The 22,038-nt window shown below is 64.1% G+C and carries 17 protein-coding genes, 1 tRNA gene and 1 pseudogene; 12 read left to right on the top strand and 7 right to left on the bottom strand.

The annotated features are described in order from the left end of the window. Nucleotides 1-22 precede the first annotated feature (22 nt). From ACVWZM_RS20060 to ACVWZM_RS20025, 8 genes are all read left to right on the top strand, one after another. On the top strand, nucleotides 23-2,116 hold the full coding sequence (locus tag ACVWZM_RS20060) for an AAA family ATPase (RefSeq protein ID WP_456854383.1): 2,094 nt from the start codon (nucleotides 23-25) through the stop codon (nucleotides 2,114-2,116). Beyond that, complete coding sequence (locus tag ACVWZM_RS20055) at nucleotides 2,113-2,385, top strand: hypothetical protein (protein ID WP_456854381.1); 273 nt, start codon at nucleotides 2,113-2,115, stop codon at nucleotides 2,383-2,385. The genes ACVWZM_RS20060 and ACVWZM_RS20055 overlap by 4 nt, the downstream gene beginning before the upstream one ends. Before the next feature lie 470 nt (nucleotides 2,386-2,855). After that, nucleotides 2,856-3,800, top strand: a complete 945-nt coding sequence (locus ACVWZM_RS20050) for a hypothetical protein (protein ID WP_456854379.1) — start codon at nucleotides 2,856-2,858, stop codon at nucleotides 3,798-3,800. 70 nt (nucleotides 3,801-3,870) lie between these two features. Then, nucleotides 3,871-4,830, top strand: a complete 960-nt coding sequence (locus tag ACVWZM_RS20045; protein WP_456854377.1) for a 3'-5' exonuclease — start codon at nucleotides 3,871-3,873, stop codon at nucleotides 4,828-4,830. Between the two features lie 261 nt (nucleotides 4,831-5,091). Next, the gene (locus tag ACVWZM_RS20040; protein WP_456854375.1) at nucleotides 5,092-5,619 is read left to right on the top strand and encodes a hypothetical protein; all 528 of its coding nucleotides are present in this window, start codon (nucleotides 5,092-5,094) and stop codon (nucleotides 5,617-5,619) included. Between the two features lie 123 nt (nucleotides 5,620-5,742). Continuing rightward, complete coding sequence (locus ACVWZM_RS20035; RefSeq protein ID WP_456854373.1) at nucleotides 5,743-5,994, top strand: hypothetical protein; 252 nt, start codon at nucleotides 5,743-5,745, stop codon at nucleotides 5,992-5,994. 221 nt (nucleotides 5,995-6,215) lie between these two features. After that, nucleotides 6,216-6,413, top strand: coding sequence for a hypothetical protein (locus ACVWZM_RS20030; RefSeq protein WP_456854371.1), 198 nt, complete (start codon nucleotides 6,216-6,218; stop codon nucleotides 6,411-6,413). A 106-nt stretch (nucleotides 6,414-6,519) separates the two neighbouring features. Further along, on the top strand, nucleotides 6,520-8,118 hold the full coding sequence (locus ACVWZM_RS20025; RefSeq protein WP_456854369.1) for a hypothetical protein: 1,599 nt from the start codon (nucleotides 6,520-6,522) through the stop codon (nucleotides 8,116-8,118). 909 nt (nucleotides 8,119-9,027) lie between these two features. On the opposite strand, the gene ACVWZM_RS20020 is transcribed toward ACVWZM_RS20025, so the two are convergent. The 3 genes from ACVWZM_RS20020 to ACVWZM_RS20010 all read right to left on the bottom strand — a co-directional run bounded on the left by ACVWZM_RS20020 (nucleotide 9,028) and on the right by ACVWZM_RS20010 (nucleotide 11,135). Next, nucleotides 9,028-9,987, bottom strand: a complete 960-nt coding sequence (locus tag ACVWZM_RS20020) for a hypothetical protein (protein ID WP_456854367.1) — start codon at nucleotides 9,985-9,987, stop codon at nucleotides 9,028-9,030. A gap of 147 nt (nucleotides 9,988-10,134) precedes the next feature. Further along, on the bottom strand, nucleotides 10,135-10,503 hold the full coding sequence (locus ACVWZM_RS20015; protein WP_456854365.1) for a hypothetical protein: 369 nt from the start codon (nucleotides 10,501-10,503) through the stop codon (nucleotides 10,135-10,137). Further along, entirely contained in the window at nucleotides 10,488-11,135 is a 648-nt protein-coding gene (locus tag ACVWZM_RS20010; RefSeq protein ID WP_456854363.1) for a hypothetical protein, read from the bottom strand. Before ACVWZM_RS20010 ends, ACVWZM_RS20015 begins: the two co-directional genes overlap by 16 nt. A gap of 626 nt (nucleotides 11,136-11,761) precedes the next feature. Between ACVWZM_RS20010 and ACVWZM_RS20005 the strand changes: the two genes are divergently transcribed. The 4 genes from ACVWZM_RS20005 (at nucleotide 11,762) to ACVWZM_RS19990 (ending at nucleotide 16,683) form a co-directional block, all read left to right on the top strand. Further along, nucleotides 11,762-13,246, top strand: a complete 1,485-nt coding sequence (locus tag ACVWZM_RS20005) for a hypothetical protein (RefSeq protein WP_456854361.1) — start codon at nucleotides 11,762-11,764, stop codon at nucleotides 13,244-13,246. A 61-nt stretch (nucleotides 13,247-13,307) separates the two neighbouring features. Continuing rightward, nucleotides 13,308-13,988, top strand: coding sequence for a hypothetical protein (locus ACVWZM_RS20000; protein WP_456854359.1), 681 nt, complete (start codon nucleotides 13,308-13,310; stop codon nucleotides 13,986-13,988). A 27-nt stretch (nucleotides 13,989-14,015) separates the two neighbouring features. Beyond that, the gene (locus ACVWZM_RS19995) at nucleotides 14,016-15,902 is read left to right on the top strand and encodes a GMC oxidoreductase (RefSeq protein WP_456854357.1); all 1,887 of its coding nucleotides are present in this window, start codon (nucleotides 14,016-14,018) and stop codon (nucleotides 15,900-15,902) included. A 37-nt stretch (nucleotides 15,903-15,939) separates the two neighbouring features. After that, nucleotides 15,940-16,683: an HAD family acid phosphatase gene (locus tag ACVWZM_RS19990; protein WP_456854355.1), complete on the top strand. Its 744-nt coding sequence runs from the start codon at nucleotides 15,940-15,942 to the stop codon at nucleotides 16,681-16,683. Between the two features lie 24 nt (nucleotides 16,684-16,707). Here the strand turns inward: ACVWZM_RS19990 and ACVWZM_RS19985 are convergent, their stop codons facing one another. The 4 genes and pseudogenes from ACVWZM_RS19985 to ACVWZM_RS19970 form a co-directional block, all read right to left on the bottom strand. Further along, nucleotides 16,708-17,916 (bottom strand): hypothetical protein, encoded by a 1,209-nt coding sequence (locus ACVWZM_RS19985; RefSeq protein ID WP_456854353.1) that lies wholly within the window; start codon nucleotides 17,914-17,916, stop codon nucleotides 16,708-16,710. 336 nt (nucleotides 17,917-18,252) lie between these two features. Continuing rightward, entirely contained in the window at nucleotides 18,253-19,836 is a 1,584-nt protein-coding gene (locus ACVWZM_RS19980; RefSeq protein ID WP_456854351.1) for a DUF6538 domain-containing protein, read from the bottom strand. Nucleotides 19,837-19,923: 87 nt separating this feature from the next. After that, nucleotides 19,924-20,013, bottom strand: a tRNA-Ser gene (locus ACVWZM_RS19975). Nucleotides 20,014-20,461: 448 nt separating this feature from the next. Continuing rightward, nucleotides 20,462-21,914: pseudogene (locus tag ACVWZM_RS19970) on the bottom strand (trehalose-6-phosphate synthase). Nucleotides 21,915-22,038 lie beyond the last annotated feature (124 nt).

Here is a 22,038-nt window from a genome sequence, read left to right as displayed (position 1 = left end):
GCTGCTCTCGATGGAGTGACGAATGGACCTGCAAGCGGCGGCTCCGCGCGACCTCCTCGCACGAGCCTACCTCGACATGTTGGCGGCCGAGGCGGGGACGAACAGCGGGCCGCTTCTGCGCAGCGGCAACCCTGACGATCCGATCGAGCGACTTATCGAAGATCTGTCGACGGCCCCCGAGTCGGTCGGGCGGACATCGATCCGGGCAGACCTCGCCGCCGCGGCCGTGCTCGTCGCGCGTGCAATCGAATCAGTGAGCGGGCTCACTCGCGAACTGCGTCGCGGCTGCCCCGTTGTGTCGCTCGCCGCGCACGCCGCCGAGGTCATTTCTCTCGTTAGGCAGGTCCTGACGACGTGTGCTTTCGGCCCAGACTCGAAGGTGCTCGAGGAGCGAACGTTCGACCGACAGTATACGCGCGCCGTGCTGCTGGTGGCCAGAGACGGGGCATCGAACGAACACAAGGCTGAACGCGGAAACGACATGATCGCGAAGGCTCTGCACGCCCGTGCTCCCGTTTTTGGCGTTGCGCCGGATCCACGGCGCCACCTGCCGCGCGATCTCCTGCGTGCAGCCGAACATCACCTTTCACTCGGTCACCTTGACGCCTCCGCAATCGCACTTGTGATCGAAGCGGTTACCGGAAGATCTCCAGCGATTGCCCTGGACGAGCAGCTCGTACGGGCGGTTGACATCTCGGATCTTGCGCTGTCGGTTCGTTCCGGTCGTACAGCGGACGATTGCGTTAAACGTCTGGAAAAGATCGTTTCCACGAAGAGTTTTTTTGACCATCGTGGTCCGGGTCTCGAGGAACTCGCGGGCTACGGCGCAGCCCGCGAGTGGGGGCTCAATCTGGCCGTGGACTTGTACGAATACCGTGCGGGGCGGCTGGATTGGGAATGCATCGAAAAGGGCCTGCTTCTGTCGGGGCCGCCCGGTGTCGGCAAAACCCAGTTCGCTCGCGCGCTCGCGAAGAGCGCCAACGTGCCCCTCGTGGCCACCTCGGTCGCGGATTGGAACGCGGCAACTTACCTTTCGGGCACATTGGCTGCGATCAAAGCATCTTTCTCGCAAGCGCGTCAGCTTGCGCCCTGTATCCTGTTCATCGACGAGTTAGACGGAATTTCGGATCGCGCTACCTTAACGAGTGAATTTAGAGAATACTGGACACAGATTGTAAACCTCCTATTGGAACTGTTGGCGGGTATCGAGGAGCGGCCCGGCGTCGTCGTGATCGGCGCGACCAATCATCCCGATCACATCGATGCCGCGGTCAAAAGGGCGGGACGTCTCGATCGCACGATCGAAATCGAGCTGCCTGACGCCGAGAGCCTGGCCGCGATCTTCCGCTTTCACCTGCAGGACGCCCTGCCCGCCGCCAACTTGATGCCTGCCGCTCTCGCGGCCGCCGGCCGTACCGGCGCAGATGTCGAGGCCTGGGTCCGGCGCGCAAAGTCACGCGCTCGGCGCGCCAAGCGTGAACTTGCGCTCGATGATCTCCTTCTCGAAATCCGCTCGGGCCGTGAAGGGATGCCGCAAAACCTGAGGCGGTCCTGTGCCGTACACGAAGCCGGGCACTTGGTCGTCGGCGTCGCTCTCGCCGTCTTCGAACCGCGGGCTCTCACGATCCTGGACCATGGCGGTGCGACGTGTGTCGAGCTTTCGCGGGCCAATTCACAGACCCAAAGCGGCATCGAAAACTACGTTGCGACGCTGCTGAGTGGGCGCGCCGCCGAAGAACTGCTGCTGGGTGGCTCGCACGCGACAGCCGGAGCCGGAATAGGGGACGACAGTGATTTCGCGCGCGCGACCCAGGCGGCGACCGATCTGGAATTGAGATTCGGCTTCGGAGTGATCGGCGTCGCACACTTCTCCGATCGGGCCACCGACATGCTTCTCCAGGATCCATCGATCGTGGCGTTGATCACGAAGCGCCTGGATCGCTGCTTGACGCGTGCGCGCGAACTAATTGCGACCAACCGACATGCGGTCGAAGCCGTGGCCAAGCGGCTGGAACAGACCGGCTACTTGGATCGAGTGGCCATCGCCCAATTGTTGAAGGCGTATCCTGTGCGAAGCGCCGAACCTGCCAGCAGAAACTGTGGAGCGATCGAATGATCAAAGTGACGGTCGAAATCCTTCCTGGCGGCTACGCAGAAGGCCGACATACCATCGGCCTGATGCACATCGCCAACATCTCCAACCTTGCGCCGCGGAGTGACTACAGGGTCGACTTCATGGAAGGAGACAATCCGTTCGCCGGAACGAAGGCGCGAGCCTCCACGGTTTACGTGCGTAATCATGATCGGAAACAGAGTGCCTGGTCTTTGATTGCGGCTGCTCTCGCCGCACTGAAGCGCGCGGAGGTCGGTCAAAGGTCGGAGTGAGCTGGGTGGCACAGTGTGTGCGGAGCGGAACCGTCCGGGCGGTGCTTCGGAGGCGAAGGTACTCTTGCCGAGGCTTTGACGACGACGGTGCCGACGACCGTCTGCGATCTGGCGAGCAGAGCGGAGCGTTCATGACGGTCCGAAACAACGAAAGGACGGGTCCTTGAAGCGTCGCGCGTTCTTCCGAGAGGGTCTTCCGCTCACGTTGGGCGCCCCCTTTGGCGACGAGATAGTTTCGACACTCGGCTGGCGCGAAGCGCTGATCGCGTTGGCAATCGCTTGCCGAAGATCTGGCGTCGAGCGCGCGGCGACCGGGTCCGCTTGATCTTCGAGGCTGCCGGCGCCTCGGAGCACGCCTCTCGCCCGCTCCCGACCGATCTGCGGCGGCCCGGTCGCCGAAAGGGGCGGCGGCGCCGCGCAACGGAAACATCCGCGAACGACCTTCTACTTCACCCGACGATGGAGCGCACATGCCGACGAGCGACTTGAATCCTTCGAGCGACTGCCCCTCCTCCGCCGTCATCCACCGTCCGTTCGGCGGCGTCCACGGCTATCGCCGCATCAGCGACCGCGCCTCCCGCGCCGTGGTGCATGCGTTTCCCATGTCCGACCTTCCGCGGGTCGCCGCGGCCGGTTTGCTGAGCACGCCCGGCACCTACGCGATGACGGACGGCAAAGTGGCGTACATCGGCGAGAGCAGGAGGCCGAGCCGTCGCCTTTCGGAGCACGCGGCCGACTCCGCCAAGGAGTTCGCGCGCGAGGTCTTCGTCGTCGGCGGCTGCCAGGGCGCAGCGTTCGACAAATTGCTTGCCGTGGACCTCCAATTCAGATTGACGCGTCGCGCCGTCGAAGCGGGAGTAGTTGCGGTCTGGAAGGGCACGAATGCGCAGGAGCCTGATCTCACCGATGCCGAGCGCGCCACGCACGACCGCATCGCCGCCGACGCACTGCGCCTGCTGCACGATGCCGGCTGCCGGATCTTTCATCCCCTCGTCGGCCCCGGCATATCGGCGCAGCTCGAAGAGGCACCACCGGATGACCCGGTGGACCCCGCCGATTCCGAACCGATGTCGATTGGCGTTTCCACGGTCCCGCTCGGCAGTCAGGAGTTCGAGCTACGCTACGGAGGGCTGTGGGCCCGCGGCTATTGGGCGGGCGGGCGGTTCGTCGTCAGCGCCGGATCCGAGGTCAGGCAGGCGATTAACGACAGCGCCCCGCCCCTCACGCGCTCCCGCCGCGCCGAACTGTTTGCGGCTGGCGTGCTGGCGCCGATTGCGGGCGTCGGCGACCGGCGCAGGCTCACCGTCGCGATCTCGTTTCCGAGCACCTCGATTGCCGCGAAGGTCCTCGCCGGCGCGCACAGCGCGGGCAAATGGGTGCCCCGCGATCCCTCGCTGGCGGTGTTGCTGGCGTAGAAGTGCTGCTGCGGCGGCGAGGATGGCGTGCACGTCGCCGCGGCACTCTTCGGCAGGGGTGGAGACGAAAGTGATCAGAAAAATGGCATCCATGGAAGCGGGGGAACTGGAGCGCATGGCGGCGATCCTGGAATCGAGTGGGCAATACCGGATCTTCCGGCGTCTGGAGCCGCGCTCCGTCTATCATTTGCCTGACTGGACGATGCGGCCACACCGCGGCATATTTCTCGAACTTGAGACCACGGGCCTGGATTCCGCGTGCGACGAGACCATCGAGATCGGCATGGTGCCGTTCGACTTCGCACCCGACGGCCGCATTTTCTCCGTCCACGAAACCCTCAGCCGCTTCCGCGATCCTGGACGCCCCATACCCGCCGAGGTCTCCGCCATCACGGGCATCACCGACGACATGGTCACGGGCAATTCGACCGATCCCGCCGAACTCGAGCCTTTTTTGGGCGAGGCCGTCGTCGTGACCGCGCACAACGCCGCCTTCGACAGACGCTTCGCCGAGCGGTTGTGTGGCACCTTCGCGCGCCTGGCACGGGCGTGCTCCTGGTCGGAGATTCCATGGGCGGAGGAGGGTTTCGTCGACGGCGCGAAGCTCGGCAACCTCGCGTCGGCCAGCGGCTTCTTCCACGACGGTCATCGCGCCATCGACGACTGCCGCGCCGGGCTTGAGGTCCTGTCTCGAGTCTTGCCGCGAAGCGGTCGCCGCGGTCTCGACCTGCTGCTCGAATCCGCGCGGGCGGCGCCCCGTTCGAACTTCGCGACATCCTCAAGCGGCGCGGCTACCGCTGGCACCCCGGCGAGAATGGCGGGACGCGAGCTTGGTTCATCGACGTCAGTGGCGGCGCTCACGATGCGGAACGCCAGTTCCTTCTCCAGGATATCTCCCGACGGGACGACTTCGAGATCGATGCGCGGCGCCTCGATGCGTTCGACCGGCACTCCGATCGTTGTTGATCCGGGTTGGGTCGCTGTCGTCGACCCGATTGCGCTCCGCGGTCGGGCCCTTTCCCGCTTGTGAACCGACGGAGGCTCCGCACCCGGCATGGCTACCTCATCGCGTCCCAGGCCTCCCCGGGGTGGAGGAACGTCCCGACCCGCAGGACTGGAAGGCCGACGAGTTAATGACGCAGGACGAGGCCGCGGCATTGTTCTGGCCGCGCGGGCCCCCGCGCAGGGCCTCACTGAGGCGCGCGTACCACAAGGGGCTCTTCCGCTTCGCGATCCACGAAGCGGCGCACGCGGTCGCCGCGACCATCCCTCGCGCGGCACGGTGGGATACGTGTCGCGGCGGACCGAAGGCCGTTCGGGCGGCCGGACCGTCATCGATCACGCGGACGACGATCTCCAGACGCGGCGCACGATCGAGGACCGCGTCGTGGTCACGCGCGCCACCGAGCGCATCTTCACCGGCGAGATGTCGAGCGGCGGCCCCGGCGATCTCGATGTCGCCACGCGACAGATCGCCGAACTTTACGCGACGTTCGGCCTCGGCGGCGATCCCCTCCACCTCGGCGCCGGCACCAGCCTGCTGGGCGAACTCGCGCTCAGCCCCGATCTGCGAGGGCGCGTCTCCCGCGATCTGCGTCGGCTGGAGAAACGCGCGGCGACGCTCATGCAGGCGAACCGCGACGCCGTGTTCGCCGTGTTCGCCGTGGCGACGAAACTCGCGGAGAAGCGGCATCTCGACGGCCGGGCGATCGAGGAGATCGTGCGCGAGCGCCTGGTCGCGCCGGCGGGCTCGCGACGGCACTGGCGCGCGGTCGGCGATGCGGACCTGCGAGGGACCCGCGAAGACGGAGCAGACTGACGGAGGAATCCTTGGAATCGAAACCTTGAAAGATCGATTTGCCGCCGCGGCCGGCCCGCGTGGCGCAGGCCCGACGGCCGCTCCGAAATCGGATCCTTGAGAACGCAAATGGAGGAATCCTTCATGGCACCGAAGCCTCGCCGCATCGCCGCACGTCCTCGTCCCGAGGATTGGGGCGAGGACGAACTGCTCAGCCTCACGGAAGCGGCCGCGTTGATGTGGCCGGACGGCCCGATCACCGCGAGTACGTTGCGCACCGCCTACCGCGCCGGCCTGCTGTCGACCGTGTTACTCGCGCGGAAGTTGATGACGACCAAACGCGCCGTGAACGAGATGACGGAAGCCGCGCGGCGGCCGGCGCGGCAGCGGCCATGACAGTGCGCGGCGCCTCCGCGATGCGCGTGCCGGCGTCCGGTAACGGATCGGGCGCGGCGGATTCTTCGCGCGCTTTACGGAAGCGGCGGCATCGTGTTGGAGGGAAACGTCGTCGCGGAACGCCGAAACGTGTGACGCTGCGACCCGATCCGCGCCTGTGGTCCGAGCACGAGCTTCTCGGACTGCACGAAGCGTGTGCGCTGCTATGGCCGCGAGGCCCGGTGACGCTCTCTTCGCTGCGGACGGCGACCGCGCACGGCGAGCTCGCCTACGTGCGGATCGCCGGTCGGATCTACACGACGCTCGCCGCGATCGCGGCGATGACGGAGTGCCGACGGTTTTCCGCCGGCCGGATGTCGGAAGAGGCCTGGAACGCCCATCTCGCGACGCTGCTGAAGAAGCACCGCCGCGGCGGATAGGCGACCGGGAAAAGCTGCAACGAGCCGAAACTGGCGGCGCGCGAATGCGCCGGTGTCCGTCGCCCAGGGCGGGGGGCATGTCCCGCAACGAGAAGGAGAACCACCCATGCCTACCGAAGACGACTTTCATCTGCGGACCGCGCCGTCGACGAACATCGACGGCTACGACATGACGGTCGAGCAGGCGCTCGCCCTGGTGCCCCGAGAGTTCGAGCGCACCTTCGGGCTCGGTCTCACGGGCCTCGACGACGTGCCATTGGTCCGGCCCGGCATCTTCCTCGATCGCGCGCCGAAGGGCTGCGAGTGGTACGTCCGGCACTGCGCCCCGCCGAAGAACCCCGGACCGCGGGTCCGCAAAGAGCCGGCGTTCGACCTGGTCGTGAAGAGCCCGCGGCGCGCGCTGCCCGAGGCGGGCGGCGGCATCGCCGTCGCTCCGAGGATCATCCGACTGAAGGCCAAGGAGCCGAATGCGGCGAGACTCGAGGCGCTGGTGTTCCTCGCCCGCAAGCAGGGGCGCACCCGCCGCGCGACCGACTGGCCGATCGGGCCCATCCTGGCGCTGCGCGTCGCCGACGTGCTCGGCAGGTACAAGGCCGACTGCCTCGCTCTGCCGCCGGGCGGCGGAGAGGAGGAGACGAGCACCCGCCAGACCTACATCTACTCGATCGACGCCTTCTGCAAGGCGCTGCCCGAGCTCGAGGTCGCCGACGTCACCGACGCCGTCGTCGCCCGCTATCTGGCGTGCCCCGGCGACCGCAGCAGGCGCTCCAGGCTCACCGACCTCTACACCGTCAGGCGCTCGCTGAAGATCGGGCTGGGGCTGCTGGGAGTGCCGCCGACCTACAACAGCCATTTCCAAATTCCCGACCCGGGCATGCTGCCGAAGACCGCCTGGACGCCGCCCGAATTCGATCGGCTGCGCGCGGCCGCCGACGGCTGGGTCTTCAACACCGACGGCACGCCGGTCATGATCCCGGGTCCCGAGGGTCTGGTGCAGCTGCGCCGCTTCGATGCCTGGAGCTGGGAGGGGCGGAAGGCCTGGCGCCGCGCGATTCCCTTCCTCGCCTACACCGTGAGCCGCCACGGCCGCCTGCCGATCACCCGCTGGGTCCCACCCGAGGTGGAGCCCAAGGGCCGGAAGCTGCGGAAACACGACCGCCCCTGGATCGAAGCGACCGACCACGGCATCTACTACCACCGAGACGGCGAGGTCCACCACGACGGCGGCAAGCGCCGCGGCGGGAACAAGGTCCCCGCCGAGTTCGAGGCGGAGGTGCGCGCCTGGTACGAAGCGGATCTCGCGGAGGGCATCGAGTGGGTCTTCCACAAGCGCGACGGCTCGCCCTACGCCGGCAGCAAGCTGTGCCGCAAGACCTTCGACGGCATCGTCAAGGACGCCGGCATCGATCCGGACCGCGTGCCGCATCACCTGAAGGATCTCGCCGTCGACTGGAGCGACGAAAGCGAGATGGACCGCGACACCCTGGCGGCGCATGCCGACACCACCGCGCGCACGCTCGGCAAGAAGTACGGCGATCCGCGGCGGAAAGCCCTCATCGAAACGGCGGCCAGGCAGATGACGCAGGGTCCGTGGCGCGAGCGCGGCGAGCGCAAGGCCAATGTGGCCCGGCTGTTCGGCGAGGCGGCCGACCGGCGCGCGGCGGCGCCGACGGCCGGCCGCAGACGGCGCCCGGCCGAGGGCTAGGCGGGCCCGCTTCCATCCGCCCCGACGACTGCCAAGGCCCGCCACGCCCCCCGCGTGGCGGGCCTTTCTTCGTCCCCGTTTCACCCGCCGCCGCGGCGGCCGGCCGCAGACGGCGACCTGGGCGACGATCGCGACCGGAGGTCGCCTCAGGGCGTTTCGGGGGGCGCGATGCGCCCGCGCCCGTCGCCGCGCCGTCGCCGCGGTCTTCTTCCGTTCTCCCGAAAGGACGGAAATCCCCGGGGATTGAGGAGGGTACCGGCCTTTCGAACCATGTAGGGCCGGTACCCGCGCGCATTGAAATGCCGAGGCTTTTCGGAACGTCCGGGGCGGATTGGGGGCGCTTCGGGGGTCCCGGATGTGGCGGATCCATCCCTACTCATCGCCGCGCCGTCGCCGCAACGACGAGGATCGGCGGACCGGCGCGGTCGGCGATAGTCGCCGCGGACGCCGAGACCGGGCCGGCGGCGCTCCGGCCCGGCGGATGGTCGCGCGGTCCGGCACCGGGCTGCGGAGCCGCCGGAACGCTCGAAGGAGCGCCGGCACGTCGGCTGGCATCACAACTGCGTGACCAACGCGTGATCGAAAACCGCGCCGCCTGCGGGGTCTCAGCGGTCGGAAGCGGTCCCGACGAAGCGAAAGGCGCGACCGCGAGCAACCAACTGAACGAACTGGGTTTTCGCGCAACAGGCGAACCGATGCCGATGCGACGGGGGAACCCGCGGTCCGGTTCCGGATCCGCTCCGATTCCCAATCCTTGGAATGCGGGTTCCGAGGATGGCTTCGCGCCGGGGCCGGACCGAAGATTCCGGCCGGCCGGCACGGCGCCTCCGACGCGCCGGTCCGGAATCGGATTTCGAATGCTGGCGAGGCAAGCCGACCGCAATTCGCGCGTTTCCGCACGATCGCGGCTTAGTTCGGCGATTGCCCCGCCGATGCAGTATCGAACACGTTCACGACGCAGTGGTAGTTGTAGGTGACGCGACCGACGAGGTCCTTCCTCACGTCCTCGCTGGCGCTTGAACTCTCGAGAATCTTGCCGGGAAATTGCGGGCCGTAGGTGGCGACCGCCTGCGCGCAGGCTTCGCCCTGGCTGTGGCCGCCGCCGATCCAGCCCGTCGAGTAGCTGAGCGACTGGATGAGTCTGCCCTTCGAAGGCGGCGCTCCTGTCGTCGTGTTCTGTCCCCCGCTCGACGGAGGCGCCTGCCCGTTTTGAGCCCGCGCTTGCGTCGGGGCGAGCGGATTGGTCGTTATGGTGCAGACGGACGTGTATTCGGATCTCGACGCGTTGGTCCCGCCGACGGCTTCCGTGCCGGGAATTTCGGCTCCCTTCTTTTCGCGAAGGAAGTCGTTCACCCGCGCCCTCAAGGCGTCGTTGGTTACGAGGTTGAAGCTCAGCAGGAAGTAGAGACGACACGTGTTCTGCACCTGATCGGTCGACTTCACGGCCTCCGAGATCAACGACGATTCGGCTTTGTATTTCTCCGCCTCCATCTCGGTGTCGTGCCGCGTCTTCTCCGTCACTATCTGCTTGCGTCCGGTGTAGTAGGAAACTCCGATGCTGGCGAACGCAGCGATGAGACCGCCCACGACGGCCACCATGAGCGGATCGCTGCGCTTCTGTGAAAGCTCCCGCTCCTGCAGATCGATCTTCCGTGCCTCCGCTTCGAGCTCATCCTGATGTTTCTTCTGCTCGAAAAGGAACGAGACTCGGATCGGGGAGCTTCCCGTCCTTCCCTTCCGGGGCGGGACCGACCATTTCGAGGCCTCTTGACCGTCTGCAGGAAATCGACGGCGAATGAAATCTTCTTGGAAGCAACGACAGTTTTCTGCGCGTCTGTCAAGTTGCAAAACTTGACTTTGCCACTCCACGCTGCCGCCGGTTTCGCAGACAGCCGCGACCGTCCTTCAGGACTTCAGCACCTCCATCACCTCGGACTCCCGATCGTGACGGAAGGCGCCGTTTCCGAAGTCGGGTGCCGGAGTAGGGTCTCGCACCGGGTCGGCTCAAGTTCGCCCTCACGCCGCTACGGTCGCTCCCGCCCTGCGCTGACCGCGACGCCGCCGGTCCCGAGGTTCGACCGGCGCGGCGACCTCGTACCTCGGATACTTCAGTATCTCCGACCGCATCACGTCGGGCGGCACCTCGCCGTAGTCCTGGCCCTCCGTCCGCGGGACGTGGCCCTGGATTGCGTCGAGGATCAACCAGATCATCTTCGCGCGGGGCCCCTCAGTCTTGAATCGATGCCGCCAACCGTGGTTCGGGGCAACAGTCGGATCCTTGATCTCCAGGGTGTTGCGCACCCAATCGGCGAGCTTGTTGCCGACGGACGTGCACGTCCGGTTCTTGCGGTCCTTCTTCCGCTGCCGCGCTACCGAGTAGAACAACGGCGCGGCCCCCCTTTCTTCCATCGCGCCCGCTCGACGAAGCCCATTCCTTCAGGTGTGGATGCAGCGGGACGGTGCGCTTCCGGCTGGTCTTCACGGTCCCCGCCTCGGGGCGTGATCCGGATGCGCTCGATGCTCTCGAAGGTCACCACGTCGCAGGCCCGTAGCTGCGTGATCTCGTTCACGCGTGCTCCGGTGCATACACAGGGCCACGGTACCCAGCGGCGCGCCCCCGCGTTCTCTTCCGTCATGAACCCGTTCGGAGGCGCAAGCGCGGCTGCGAGGATCGTCGCGGCTTCCTGGTGATCGAAACCGCGCATCTCGGTCTCGTGCTTTTCGGAGATCTCGACGAAGACCTCGGCCGAAGGACCGTACGGCAGCTTCTTCATCTTCTTCGTCCACCCGACGAAAGTCCCTGCGGAGGCGATGTAGCCGTCGCGCACCGTGATCGGCGATAGCTTCGTCGCCAGCAGCGCGTCGCGCCAATCGAGCAGATGCTGCTCGGTGACGCGGCTCCTGTCGTCGGTGCCGACCCTCTTGATCAGTTGGGCGAAGTACGGCTCCCACTTCTTCTTGGTCGACGCCGAGAGCGCCTTGGCGGCGTCGAACTCGGCCCAAAGCGCGGCGAACATCTTCGCGGGATTCGGTAGTTCGAATTTTGGAAAGGTCGGCGACCTGCAGGTTGGGCGTGTAGTCCCGCCTCGCGTCTTCAAGAGGGTTTTCGCCGCGAGTTCTTTAGCCTCCACGTAGGCCTGAAGGAAGGATTCGAACTTTGCGCCGACGAGGTGGATTCCCTTCCATTGGAGAAAGGCCCGCGCCTCTGGCCGAGAGATGAAACGACTTGGCCTACTTCGCGACGACGCAGAGCTTTCGTGGCACGTGGCTGATGGCGGTTTTAAACATGGCATCACCGTGCATACCACCTCAAGTTGCACGACTGTATTTCGGATGGCGATGCGGCAAACTCCCGTGCGAGGGAAGCCGCGTCGTGAGGCCAGGCAAGCTGAATTCGATACTTCGCGGCTGAACAGCCAATCGGATTTAGCGGTGGGCTCCTAACGCATCGGCCCCTGCGACGAGGCGGACTAAGGTCGCCGCTTGGCTGAATTTTTCTTCTTGACAATTAATAGTTGTAAGCCTTCATTGTTGTCGATTGAGCATCGTTCTTTTTCGTTGCGCGTCGCTAGGCGGATCTTGAAATAGCCTAATCCTACCCGTCACCAAAACGCGCTAGAGCCATTGCTGGAGGAAGCGAGCCATGCGAAAGAGCTCTGCCCTATCTCTCGGACTCGCAGGCGCCTTGGTGCTTATCGCAGCGCTCTCGCGGCCGGCCTTCGCGCAAAACGCCGCCGACGCCGCGCCCGACATCAATCCGCCGGTCGCCAATTGCAATCCGACGCCTGATACCACGCCGCGCGGTTCGGCGACGCGAACCCCGGTCACGCCGGACCTCCTAACCTTGGGCCAGCCCTGCCAACAGTTGGTCAATATCACCGGTCCATTCGGCGACGACTCACTTGCCAATCGCCAGCGCGGCTTCGATTTCTACTCGTGGCTCACCTTCATCGCCATGAACTCCCCCTCCGGCGGAGGCCAGATCGGCAAGGGCAGCAGGCCCGGCGGTGATGACAAGACCAAGTGGGAGAATTTGGAGAACTTTCGCCCGCTTGCCGACATCATGCTCAAGGACGGCGCCGAACCGGAATGGGGCACACGCATCGTGCCCCACAAGTGTGCGCCGCTGGATACGCCCAAGGGCGAGAAGATCATCGTCCAGCTCGCCGAGGACGCGTTCAACCAGCCTTTCAAGACCGGTCCCCTGATCGATCAGGACGGCAATTACGCGCTGTTCGACATCCTTTTGAACAAGCCGATGTTCTCTTACATCCACGACAGGGGCCTCTACAGCAAGAAGGGCCAGCAGGCGTTCAAGGAGGCGGTGGATTTCCCGATCGGCGTCAATCCCAGCAAGGACAAGGACGGCAAGGACACTCCCGGCCGGATGGGCGCGATCATGCTCAAGGTCTCCTACCGCATCCTCGATCCCGTCAAGAACAAGGACATCATCAGCGAGTTTCACACCCGCGATGCCCTGATCTATTTCCCCGGTCCGCCCATAACCAAGGAAGGGCCGGCCTGTGTCGAAAAGAAGCTCGGCCTGGTCGGCTTCCATGTTGGACACAAGACGAATTTCGCGCCGCAATGGGTCTGGACCTCGTTCGAACATGTCAGCAACGCGCCGGATGAGAACGACATCGGCAGCGGAAACCTTCTGAAGCGCTACAATTTCTACAAAGCCAAATGCGACGGCTGCGCCCCCAACGAGACGCCGCTCAAGCCGTGGGCCCCGCCGCTGTCCCTGCAATTTCCGACCACGTTCAGGAGCCAAGTGGTCCGAAAGACCATGCTGCCGCCACTTGTTCTTAAAGAGATTACCGATCTCAACAAGCAGTTCCAGGCCCTTCTCAAGGGCACGGTCTGGGAGCACTACATGCTGCTCGCCACGCAATGGCCAAGCGAGTTCGACAACCCGACCGATCCGCTCGGCGCGCCGGCGCCGACCTATCTTGCCAATTCGACGCTGGAGACCTTCAGCCAAGGCAAGGTGCCGCTGGCCTCGTCGAGCTGCATGGCTTGTCACGGCAATGCGGTCGATTTCCAATTGAGCCGCGAGGTCGCTCCCGGCACGATCAAGGGCTTCAACCAATCGGACTTCACCTTCACCTTGGAAAAGGCGCAGTGATGTGTATGGCGACAATGCCGCGCGATCATCCAGCCTGCCTCGAACAATAGGAACAATCGTGATGAGTGATCCACATCTGTCGCGAGATAGAAGTCAGGGCGAGCAAGGACACGAGCTGACACGGCGTACGATCCTGGCCGGCGTGGCGGCGACCACCGTTACCACCGGTGTCGTGGGCGTGGAGATCCACGCCCAGGCGAAGGTGCAGCCGCCAACGGAGGCCCAACCGGACGATATGCGCGCCTTCATCTACCTGTCGTCGGCGCTGACAGGAATTGCTCCGGGCAAGCTTGCGCCCGGCTTCGGCGTGCCGCCACCGACCGATCCGATGAAAGTCAATCAGGGCTCAGATCCCGTCGACATCAAGCACGCTTATTTCGACTGGCTCACCAAGAACGCGCCCAAGACCTTCCCGGCGCTGCTCAAGATCGCAAAGGACAAGGTGGGCGCTGCGGACCGCGACGCGGCCATCATCCAGCAGGTTGTCGCCGGCGAGGACACCAAGTATCTCGGGCGCAGCATCGTGCTGATATGGTACCTCGGCGCCTGGTATGCACCGGCCGATCTCAAGAAGGCCGCCGACAATCCAGGCACCCGACCCGACTTCGCCGTCATCTCGCCAGACGCATATACGCAGAGCTGGGCTCTGTCGGTCGCCCAGGCGCATCCGATGGGCTTCAGCCGCTTCCAGTTCGGCTACTGGTCGCACCCGCCGCGGGAGATCAAGGATTTCATCGGATAACGGCTGGAATTTCTGGGAGACGTGCGCATGGTCGACGCAATTCGCAAGGACGGGGGCAAGGTCTGGGATGTCGTCATCGTCGGCTCCGGCTTTGCCGGCGCATTGATCGCCAACGAGCTCGGCAAGGCCAGGAAGCAGGTTCTGATCTTGGAAGCCGGCGCCGGCATTCCGACAAATATCAACACCTACATGGAACGCTTCTACATGGCCGGCGCGAAGGTGCCTGAAAGCCCCTACACGCCTGACATCTTCGACAAAAATGGGTTGATCGATCCCTCGACCGTCAATGCCGGCCGACCGAACGTGCTGAGCCTGGGTCCCAAGAAAAAATTCGGCGACTGGACCGACCCGAAGCAAAGCTACCTGATCCAGATCGGTGAGAGCCCGTTTGCCTCAACTTATGATCGCGTCGCCGGCGGCACCGGACACTGGCTCGGTACCAGCCTCAGGTTCGTGCCCAACGACTTCAAGATGAAGTCGGCCTACGACAAGTTTGTCGATTGGCCGATCAGCTATCAGGATCTGTCCTGCTGGTACGACGCCGCGGAGGCGGAGATCGGCGTCTCCGGCGACGTCGCCGACCAGGAATATCTCGGCATCAAGATTGCCAAGAGCTATCCGATGCAGCGGATTCCGCCGTCGATGGTCGACCAGTATGTCGACCAATCGCTGAACGGCGCGCCCTTGACGGATGCCGAGACGTCTTTCCTCGGCATGGGCAAGCCCGTCACCCAAATCCCCGTGCGTAGCCTGCCGGCCGCACGCAATTCCGAGCCCTATCGAAGCCGGCGCGCCTGCGCCGGCAACACCAATTGCATCCCGATTTGCCCGATCCAGGCCAAATACGATCCGACGGTATCGCTGAACGACGCAATGAGCACCGGCTCTGTGAAGATGATGGACCGCACGGTCGCCAGCGACATCGTCGTCGGCGAGAACGGACGCATCAGCCAGATCAACTATATCCAGTATCAGCGCGATCAGGGACCATTCAGCGAAGCGAAGATGGGATCGGTGAAGGCGAAGGCCTTCGTGATCGCAGGCAACGCGATCGAAACCGCGCGACTTCTGCTGATGTCTCGCGAAAGGAAGGGCATCGCGAACAGCAGCGGCATGGTCGGCCAGCACCTGATGGACCATCCCTACTATGTCGCCTGGGGCATGGTGCCCAAGCAGATCTTTCCCTATCGCGGCCCGCTGATCACCTCGGGGATCGGCGATCTCTGCGACGGACCGTTCCGGCGCGAGCGCGGCGCGTTTCGCGTCGACATCGGCAATGAGGGCTTCAATTTCGTGATCGGCGGCGACCCCAACATCACCACCGTCGATTTCGTTAACGGGTTGAACAACAGCGGCGTGAACACAGGTGGCCAGACCCTGTTTGGCAAGGACCTCTCCGCCAAGCTGAACGAGAGCTTCACCCGGCAGTTCCGCTGCGGCTTCCTGGTCGAGCAGTCGCCCGATCCCTGCAACAGGGTCACCCTGTCCAAGACGCATGTGGACGGGTTGCGTCTGCCCCGGCCGGAGATTTCCTATTCACTCTCCGACTACACAAGAAAGGGGATTGCTGCCGCCCACCAGATGAAGAACCTGCTCTTCAGCAAGATGCGGATCACCGGAACGAATGACCTCACCAAGATTGCGTCCAATGACCCCACCCGGTTCACAGAGAAGATCAACGGCGATGACGTCCCGCTCAACTATACCGGCGCTGGGCACATCATGGGCACCTTCAGGATGGGCACCGCGCGCGGCAATTCGGTCGTGAACGATATGCAGCAGTCATGGGACCATGCGAATCTCTTCCTGGTCGGAAGCGGCACGTTCCCGACTGGAGCGACCAGCAATCCGACCTTGACGATCGCGGCACTCAGCCTGCGTACGGCCGATCACCTCATCAAGCGGGTGCTGTGACCGGCCGCGCCGGCTTCGGCTCCCTCGGAGACAGGTCATGAAACTGCAGGGCGTTCTTCTCTCCTTGGCTGCGATGTGCCTGGCGTTCGCTCTGTCGCCACGCGCCATATCTGCAACCAGCTGTCCGAGCGCGCCAAGCTTGCCCTCCTCCGACGGCTCGCTGCCGCAAAATATCGGCATCCTCAAGCTTCAGTTGCTCGACTACAAATGCTTCGGCGCCTATGACCGCGACGTCGCAGCTGTGCTCAGCGAGGCTCAGGTCTATGTCACGCAACGGAGCGCGGCTGTGGCGCCCGGCGAGACGCTCGCCATCGTGCTCGACATCGACGAGACCTCGGTCTCGAACTGGGCCAATCTCGCCGCCGACGATTTCGGCTTCTTTGCCAAGGGCGAATGTACCTTGCAGCCGCAGGAGCCCTGCGGCTTCGACAACTGGATCACCAATCAGACCCCCGATCCGATCAAGCCGACGCTCGATCTCTTCAATCTGGCGAAATCCAAGGGCGTCAAGATGTATTTCATCAGCGCACGACGCGAGGACCAGCGCGACGCCACGGTCCGCCACCTGACCGCCAACGGCTACAAGGACTGGAACGACCTCATCCTCAAGCAGCCTGCCGATCCGAAGGACGTGTCAAAATTCAAGAGCGCTGCGCGCGAGAAGATCGAGGCCAGCGGCAAGAAGATCATCGCCAATGTGGGCGACCAATATAGCGACCTCGCCGGCGGCCACGCCGAGCGAGCCTTCAAGGTGCCCAATCCCTTCTATTTCATTCCCTGACCGCGCGCCGCCGAGCGCACTGCGTCACAGCTTGTGCGGCGAGCCGCGATAGCCCTCGCTGTCGGCATACTGGAAGAAGCCCCGCGCCTGGGCAAGGCACTCGGAATTGGTCAGCACCTTGCCCTGCCCCGATCCCGGCGCGTCGGGAAAGCGATAGTTGGGGAATTTGAGCTGCATGCCGTCGAGCTGCTTAGCGCCGTCCTCGAACAGATCATGCGCGGCGTCGGTGCACAGGAAGGACGTGACGCCCTTGTCGAAATCGACAAACGTCTTGTCCGGCGAGACAAAGAACGCGCGGTTGGTGTCGTTCTTGGCTTTTGCCTCGACCATGTTGTGGCCGAACTCGAGATTGGCGTCGTTCAACTGCTTGAAATATTTGAGCCCGACATCGTCGCCCGAAATCGGAATCGGCGCGCCGGGCACGGTGCCGACGGGGTTGGCGAGATTGAACATGATGTTGCCAATCTTGTAGGCAGTGAAATCGTTCTGCAAGTAGATGATCTGCTTCACGCCGGCGAGCGACATCACGCCGGAACATTGTGCGCAGGATTCCAGCGAGGTGTAGAGCGTCACCTCATTGAGCGAGGCCAGATGCGGCTTGCCCGGGCCGGTGCCGCGCTGTCCCGTGCGCCAGCTGTCGAACACGTCGGTCAGGCTGAACAGACGGCGCACCATGCGCGATTCCGCGTGTTCCGCGGTGCTGTGAAAGAACTCGTTGTGATTGAAATCGAAATCGATGATCTCGCCGTTGCCGTCGACCGCGACGCAGGCGATGTTGTGGCCGACATAGCGATCCCAGTTGATGCGGAACCTGTCGGGATCGTCGATCATGTCGCCGCGGTAGCGCTGGGTGGATGCCGTCGGCGAAGGCGGCTCCATCTGCTTGGTGCGCAGCGGATAGGACCCGAGCGGGCCGTGCTTGTTGCCGTTCCAGAAGCGATGGATCAATTTCATCAGGAGATAGCAGAAGATCAGGTGCCGCTCTTTCATCCCGTCATCGGCAAGTTCGGGCGCGGCCGATTTGGGATCAACCTTCACGATCTCCTTCAGCGGCTTGGTCCAGTATTTGTTGAGCGGATCCTGCTCGTTGTATCCGGGCGGCGGCTCATCCTTCGGCGCCGATTGCGCAAAGGCCGGCCCGAGCGTCGCACCCGCCAGCACGGTCGAAGCGCCCGCTGCGCCTGCGATAGCGACGATGAAATCACGCCGATTGACTCCGTCCTGATCGTCCATGGCGCAAACCCCATTTTAATTCTGACAATCCTAGAGTGTTTTCTCAACATCTTCAACCTCAGCCGTCGCGGGTCCGTTGGCAAACGTTCTCTGCCACCTCGGACTAACCACGTTTTGCGAGAGTTGAACGGATTCGTGCAAGGTCCATCCGTCCCGAAAGCAGGATAGTCCGGAAACGGCACGGCAGGTCGGATATCGACCGCTCTACGGTTTTCATCTCGGTGGGCGGCACATTGGAGCTTTTGGATGCGCCGCTCGACCTCTGCAAGCCCAGTGTCGTAACCGCCCCGTCTCCGGGGATACGAACATCGTCTGCAAGGCGGCGCCTGTCGAACCCTATACTGAGGCGGCTTGATCGATCCGCCGCCGGCCGCGGCGGCGGCGATCGCGACGCTCGGTAGGCACCTCGACCGTGTACCAGGGATGCTTCAGTATCTCCGGCAGCATCACATCGGCTGGGACTTCGCCGTAGTCCTCACCTTCGGTACGCGGTGCATGCCCCTGGATCGCATCCCGCACTTCCGCATCCATCTTGGCCCTCCGCGCGACGGTTTTGAACCGGTGCCTCCAACCGTGATTCGGGGCGACCGTCGGATCCTTGATGCCGAGCTTGCGTACCCAGTCGGCCAGTTTGTTGCCGACCGACGTGTACGCAGGATTCAAGCGATCGGGCTTGCGCTGGCGAGCCTCCGAATAGAACAGCGGCGACGACCCGGACTTCTCCTGCGCCCACTCGACAAATTTCATGTCGAGCAGATGCGGGTGCAGCGGCACGGTCCGCTTTCTGGACGTTTTCACGGTGCCGGCCTCGGGCGTGATCCGGATGCACGGGATACCCTGCGCTTCGACGATATCGCACGCCCTCAACTGCGTGATTTCGTTGACGCGGGCGCCCGTGTATGCACAGAGCCACGGCACCCACTTTCGGGCGGCCGCGTTCTCCTCGGTCATCGTCTCGTTCATCGGCGCCAGCGCCGCCGCGAGGATTGTCGCCGCTTCCGCGTCGTCGAAACCGCGCATGTCCATCTCGTGCTTCTCGGTGACCTCGACGACGACCTCGGCCGCAGGATTGTACGGAAGCTTCTTCGCCCTCTTCGCCCATCCGAAGAACGCTTGCGCGGACGCGATGTAGCCGTAGCGGACGGTGACTGGTGAGAGCTTCGTCGCCAGCAGCGCGTCGCGCCAGTCCAGCAGATGCTGTTCGGTGACGCGGCTCATGTCGTCGCCGCCGACCCGCTTGATCAACTGGGCGAAATACGGTTTCCACTTCTTCTTGGTCGACGCGGCGATCATGCGCGCCTTGACGAATTCCTCCCACAGCGCTTCGAACCTCATCGCCGGATTCGGTGGCTCGAATTTCGGGTAGTATGGAGGGTTTGCGGCCGGCTTGTAATCGAATTTCGCAGCACTCAGCAGCGTTTTCGATGCATGCTCCTTCGCTTCGACATACGCGCGCAGAAAGGATTCGAGCCTCTCGCCGACAAGAAGGACGCTCTTCCGCTGCAGGAACGCGCGCGCTTCGGAGCCGAACATCATGTGCAAGTGCGGTCCGAGCGGGCCGATCGGGGCGCGTCTGCGTTCGTCGAGTTTCCTCAACGACTGCTCCCACGCGACTGCCCTGCCTGGGTCGTCCAGATGGGCCGCCACGGTCTCGGCGTAGAACTCGCCGGCGAGGGCGGTGATCTGAAGGTGTGAGAGCTCAGTCGGAGGCGTGCCGACGATGTTGCCGCGCCACTGCCGCTCGAGCTTCAGGTTCTCTTCCTGGCAACGTAGAACGGCTTCGTCCCAGTCCTTGGTGCCCAGGCTGAACTTGATCTCGGACGGCATCCCGAACGTGCGGTACGCCTTCGGAACGCGGCGTCTGAACCAGTAAAATTCGGAGCGCGGATTCACCCACGGCTGGATCATGCGAAAGCTCACGGTGTCCACTCCTGTGTACCACCGGGACTTTACGGAAAGCCTTATTTTGTAGGTAAATGCGGAGTTTCAGGCGCTTAGCGAGGCCAATGGCGGAGAGAGTGGGATTCGAACCCACGGTACGGTTTCCCGCACACACGCTTTCCAAGCGTGCGCCTTAAGCCACTCGGCCATCTCTCCGGGAGGCCCTCTCTTGAAGGGCTGAGGCGGATTTTGCAAGGGAGCGCAGGCCGGGAGCGCGAAATTTCCACAACAGATTGAAAACATTGGGTAAATTGATAACGATGGCGGTCGCGCGCCGCGGCCTTGCGCGCGGCCGCGCGCGATTTTGGCCGGCGGTCGGTCAGGGACCGGCGCAAATCAATGAGTGCATGCGATCAACCCGCCTCTTCGTCCGGAGGCTCGCCGCAGGCGCGAGCCCGGAATCTATTGGACCGCATCGCTCCTGGAAGAACGGATGCCGGATTCCCGCTTTCGCGAGCCCCGTCGCGAGAACGCGAAGTTATGACCACTGGCCGCGCAACACATTCAGTGTCGTTCCCTGCCTAGTGCGCAATTACGCATTAGCAGGGACGACAGAACCGCGGATGGGCGAACTAACGCACCCACCCTGCATCGTCATGCTCGCTCAGTGATAGCGCGCGGCAAAATCCGCCGTGCGGCGCGGCCACAGGGTTGGTGGCTCTGGCAGCGCCGCGTTTCCCGCATTGTGCGTATCCTGCAGCGCCTCGATGAAGTCGGCGAACCATTGCTGGATGGTGCCGCTGTTGAGCTTCTCCATCATGGCTTCCCAGCGCATCCGCCGCTCGGTCAGCGGCATCGCGAGGGCCGTCGCCAAGGTGCGCGCCATGCCGTCGATATCGTGCGGATTGACCAGCAGCGCGGCGTCGAGCTCGTTCGCCGCACCGGCGAATTTCGACAACACCAGCACGCCGGGGTCCGCCGGGTTTTGCGCGGCGACATATTCCTTGGCGACCAGGTTCATGCCGTCCTGCAGCGGCGTCACGACGCCGACCTGCGCGGTGCGGTAAAGGCCTGCGAGCACGCCCTGGCCAAAGCCCTTGTTGAGGTAGCGGATCGGCGTCCAGTCGACCTCGCCATGCACGCCGTTGACGTCGGTAACGAGCTTCGCCACCTCGCTCTGCAGATTGCCGTAGGCTTCGATCGCGCCTCGCGAGGGCGTTGCGATCTGCAGCAGCGACACCGAGCGTTTCAGGTTCGGATGCAGCGTCCACATCTTGTCGAACGCCTTGATGCGGTTGACGAGGCCCTTGGAGTAGTCGAGCCGGTCGACGCCGATCGCGAGCTTCTCGCCATTGAGGCTGCGCCGCAGCCGCGTCACGTCGGGATGCGTCATCGCCTTGGTCGCCTGCTGCGCGAACTTGCCCGGATCGATGCCGATCGGAAACACCGCGGCGCGGGTGCGGCCGAACGACGAATTGATCACGCCGTCGCGCACCTCGAAGTCGAGATCGTGCTGCACATAGCTCAGGAAGTTCTCGCAGTCCTCATCGGTCTGGAAGCCGATCAGGTCATAGGACAGCATCGCCTCGATCAGCTCGCGATGATTGGGCACGCCCGCGATTACCGCGCGCGCCGGCCATGGCGTGTGCAGGAAGAAGCCGATCGGCTGCGTGACGCCGAGATCGCGCAGCTCGGCGCCGAGCGCGAGGAAATGATAGTCCTGGACCCAGAACACGGAATCCGGCTTGCGGAAGCGCAGCAACGCGCGCGCCATGAACGCGTTCACTTCGCGATAGCTCGCGTAGTCCTCGCGAGACGCACGAATCAGATCGGCGCGCGAATGCATCGCGGGCCACAGCGCCGAATTGGCAAAGCCTTCGTAATAGCCGCCATAGTGCGCGGCCGGCAGATCGAGCATCGCCAGCGCGCCCGCCCCGAGCGCTTCGACCTCTGCGAAAAGGTTCCTTCAGGTTCCCGTCGCGGACGCGTCCGCTGGAACCCACCCATATTGCCCCTGTCTTTTCCACCACCGGCAACAATGCCGCAGCCAGCCCCCCCGTCATGGGTTCATTGGGTTTTCCGCGCGAGACGCGGTTCGATACGACGACGAGGTTCACCAGGTCCCCTCCTGTTGGTCAACTCGCGTATTAACAACCATTCATCAAGATGGTTCCTGACCAAGGAATCTCCCAATTGAAACCAAATTCTGGCGAACACGCACGGAACTCGCGGGAACTCGCG

It is taken from the genome of Bradyrhizobium sp. USDA 4501 (assembly GCF_054062115.1).
This window is presented reverse-complemented; position numbering and strand designations above follow the sequence as displayed.

Excerpts from the sequence above, each read along its gene's own strand:
- ACVWZM_RS20010 (WP_456854363.1), bottom strand. The coding sequence starts at position 11,135 with ATGTTCGCCGCGCTTTGGGCCGAGTTCGACGCCGCCAAGGCGCTCTCG.
- ACVWZM_RS19990 (WP_456854355.1), top strand. The coding sequence starts at position 15,940 with ATGAAACTGCAGGGCGTTCTTCTCTCCTTGGCTGCGATGTGCCTGGCG.
- ACVWZM_RS20060 (WP_456854383.1), top strand. The coding sequence starts at position 23 with ATGGACCTGCAAGCGGCGGCTCCGCGCGACCTCCTCGCACGAGCCTAC.
- ACVWZM_RS20050 (WP_456854379.1), top strand. The coding sequence starts at position 2,856 with ATGCCGACGAGCGACTTGAATCCTTCGAGCGACTGCCCCTCCTCCGCC.
- ACVWZM_RS20000 (WP_456854359.1), top strand. The coding sequence starts at position 13,308 with ATGAGTGATCCACATCTGTCGCGAGATAGAAGTCAGGGCGAGCAAGGA.
- ACVWZM_RS20055 (WP_456854381.1), top strand. The coding sequence starts at position 2,113 with ATGATCAAAGTGACGGTCGAAATCCTTCCTGGCGGCTACGCAGAAGGC.
- ACVWZM_RS20035 (WP_456854373.1), top strand. The coding sequence starts at position 5,743 with ATGGCACCGAAGCCTCGCCGCATCGCCGCACGTCCTCGTCCCGAGGAT.
- ACVWZM_RS19995 (WP_456854357.1), top strand. The coding sequence starts at position 14,016 with ATGGTCGACGCAATTCGCAAGGACGGGGGCAAGGTCTGGGATGTCGTC.
- ACVWZM_RS20005 (WP_456854361.1), top strand. The coding sequence starts at position 11,762 with ATGCGAAAGAGCTCTGCCCTATCTCTCGGACTCGCAGGCGCCTTGGTG.
- ACVWZM_RS20025 (WP_456854369.1), top strand. The coding sequence starts at position 6,520 with ATGCCTACCGAAGACGACTTTCATCTGCGGACCGCGCCGTCGACGAAC.
- ACVWZM_RS19985 (WP_456854353.1), bottom strand. The coding sequence starts at position 17,916 with ATGGACGATCAGGACGGAGTCAATCGGCGTGATTTCATCGTCGCTATC.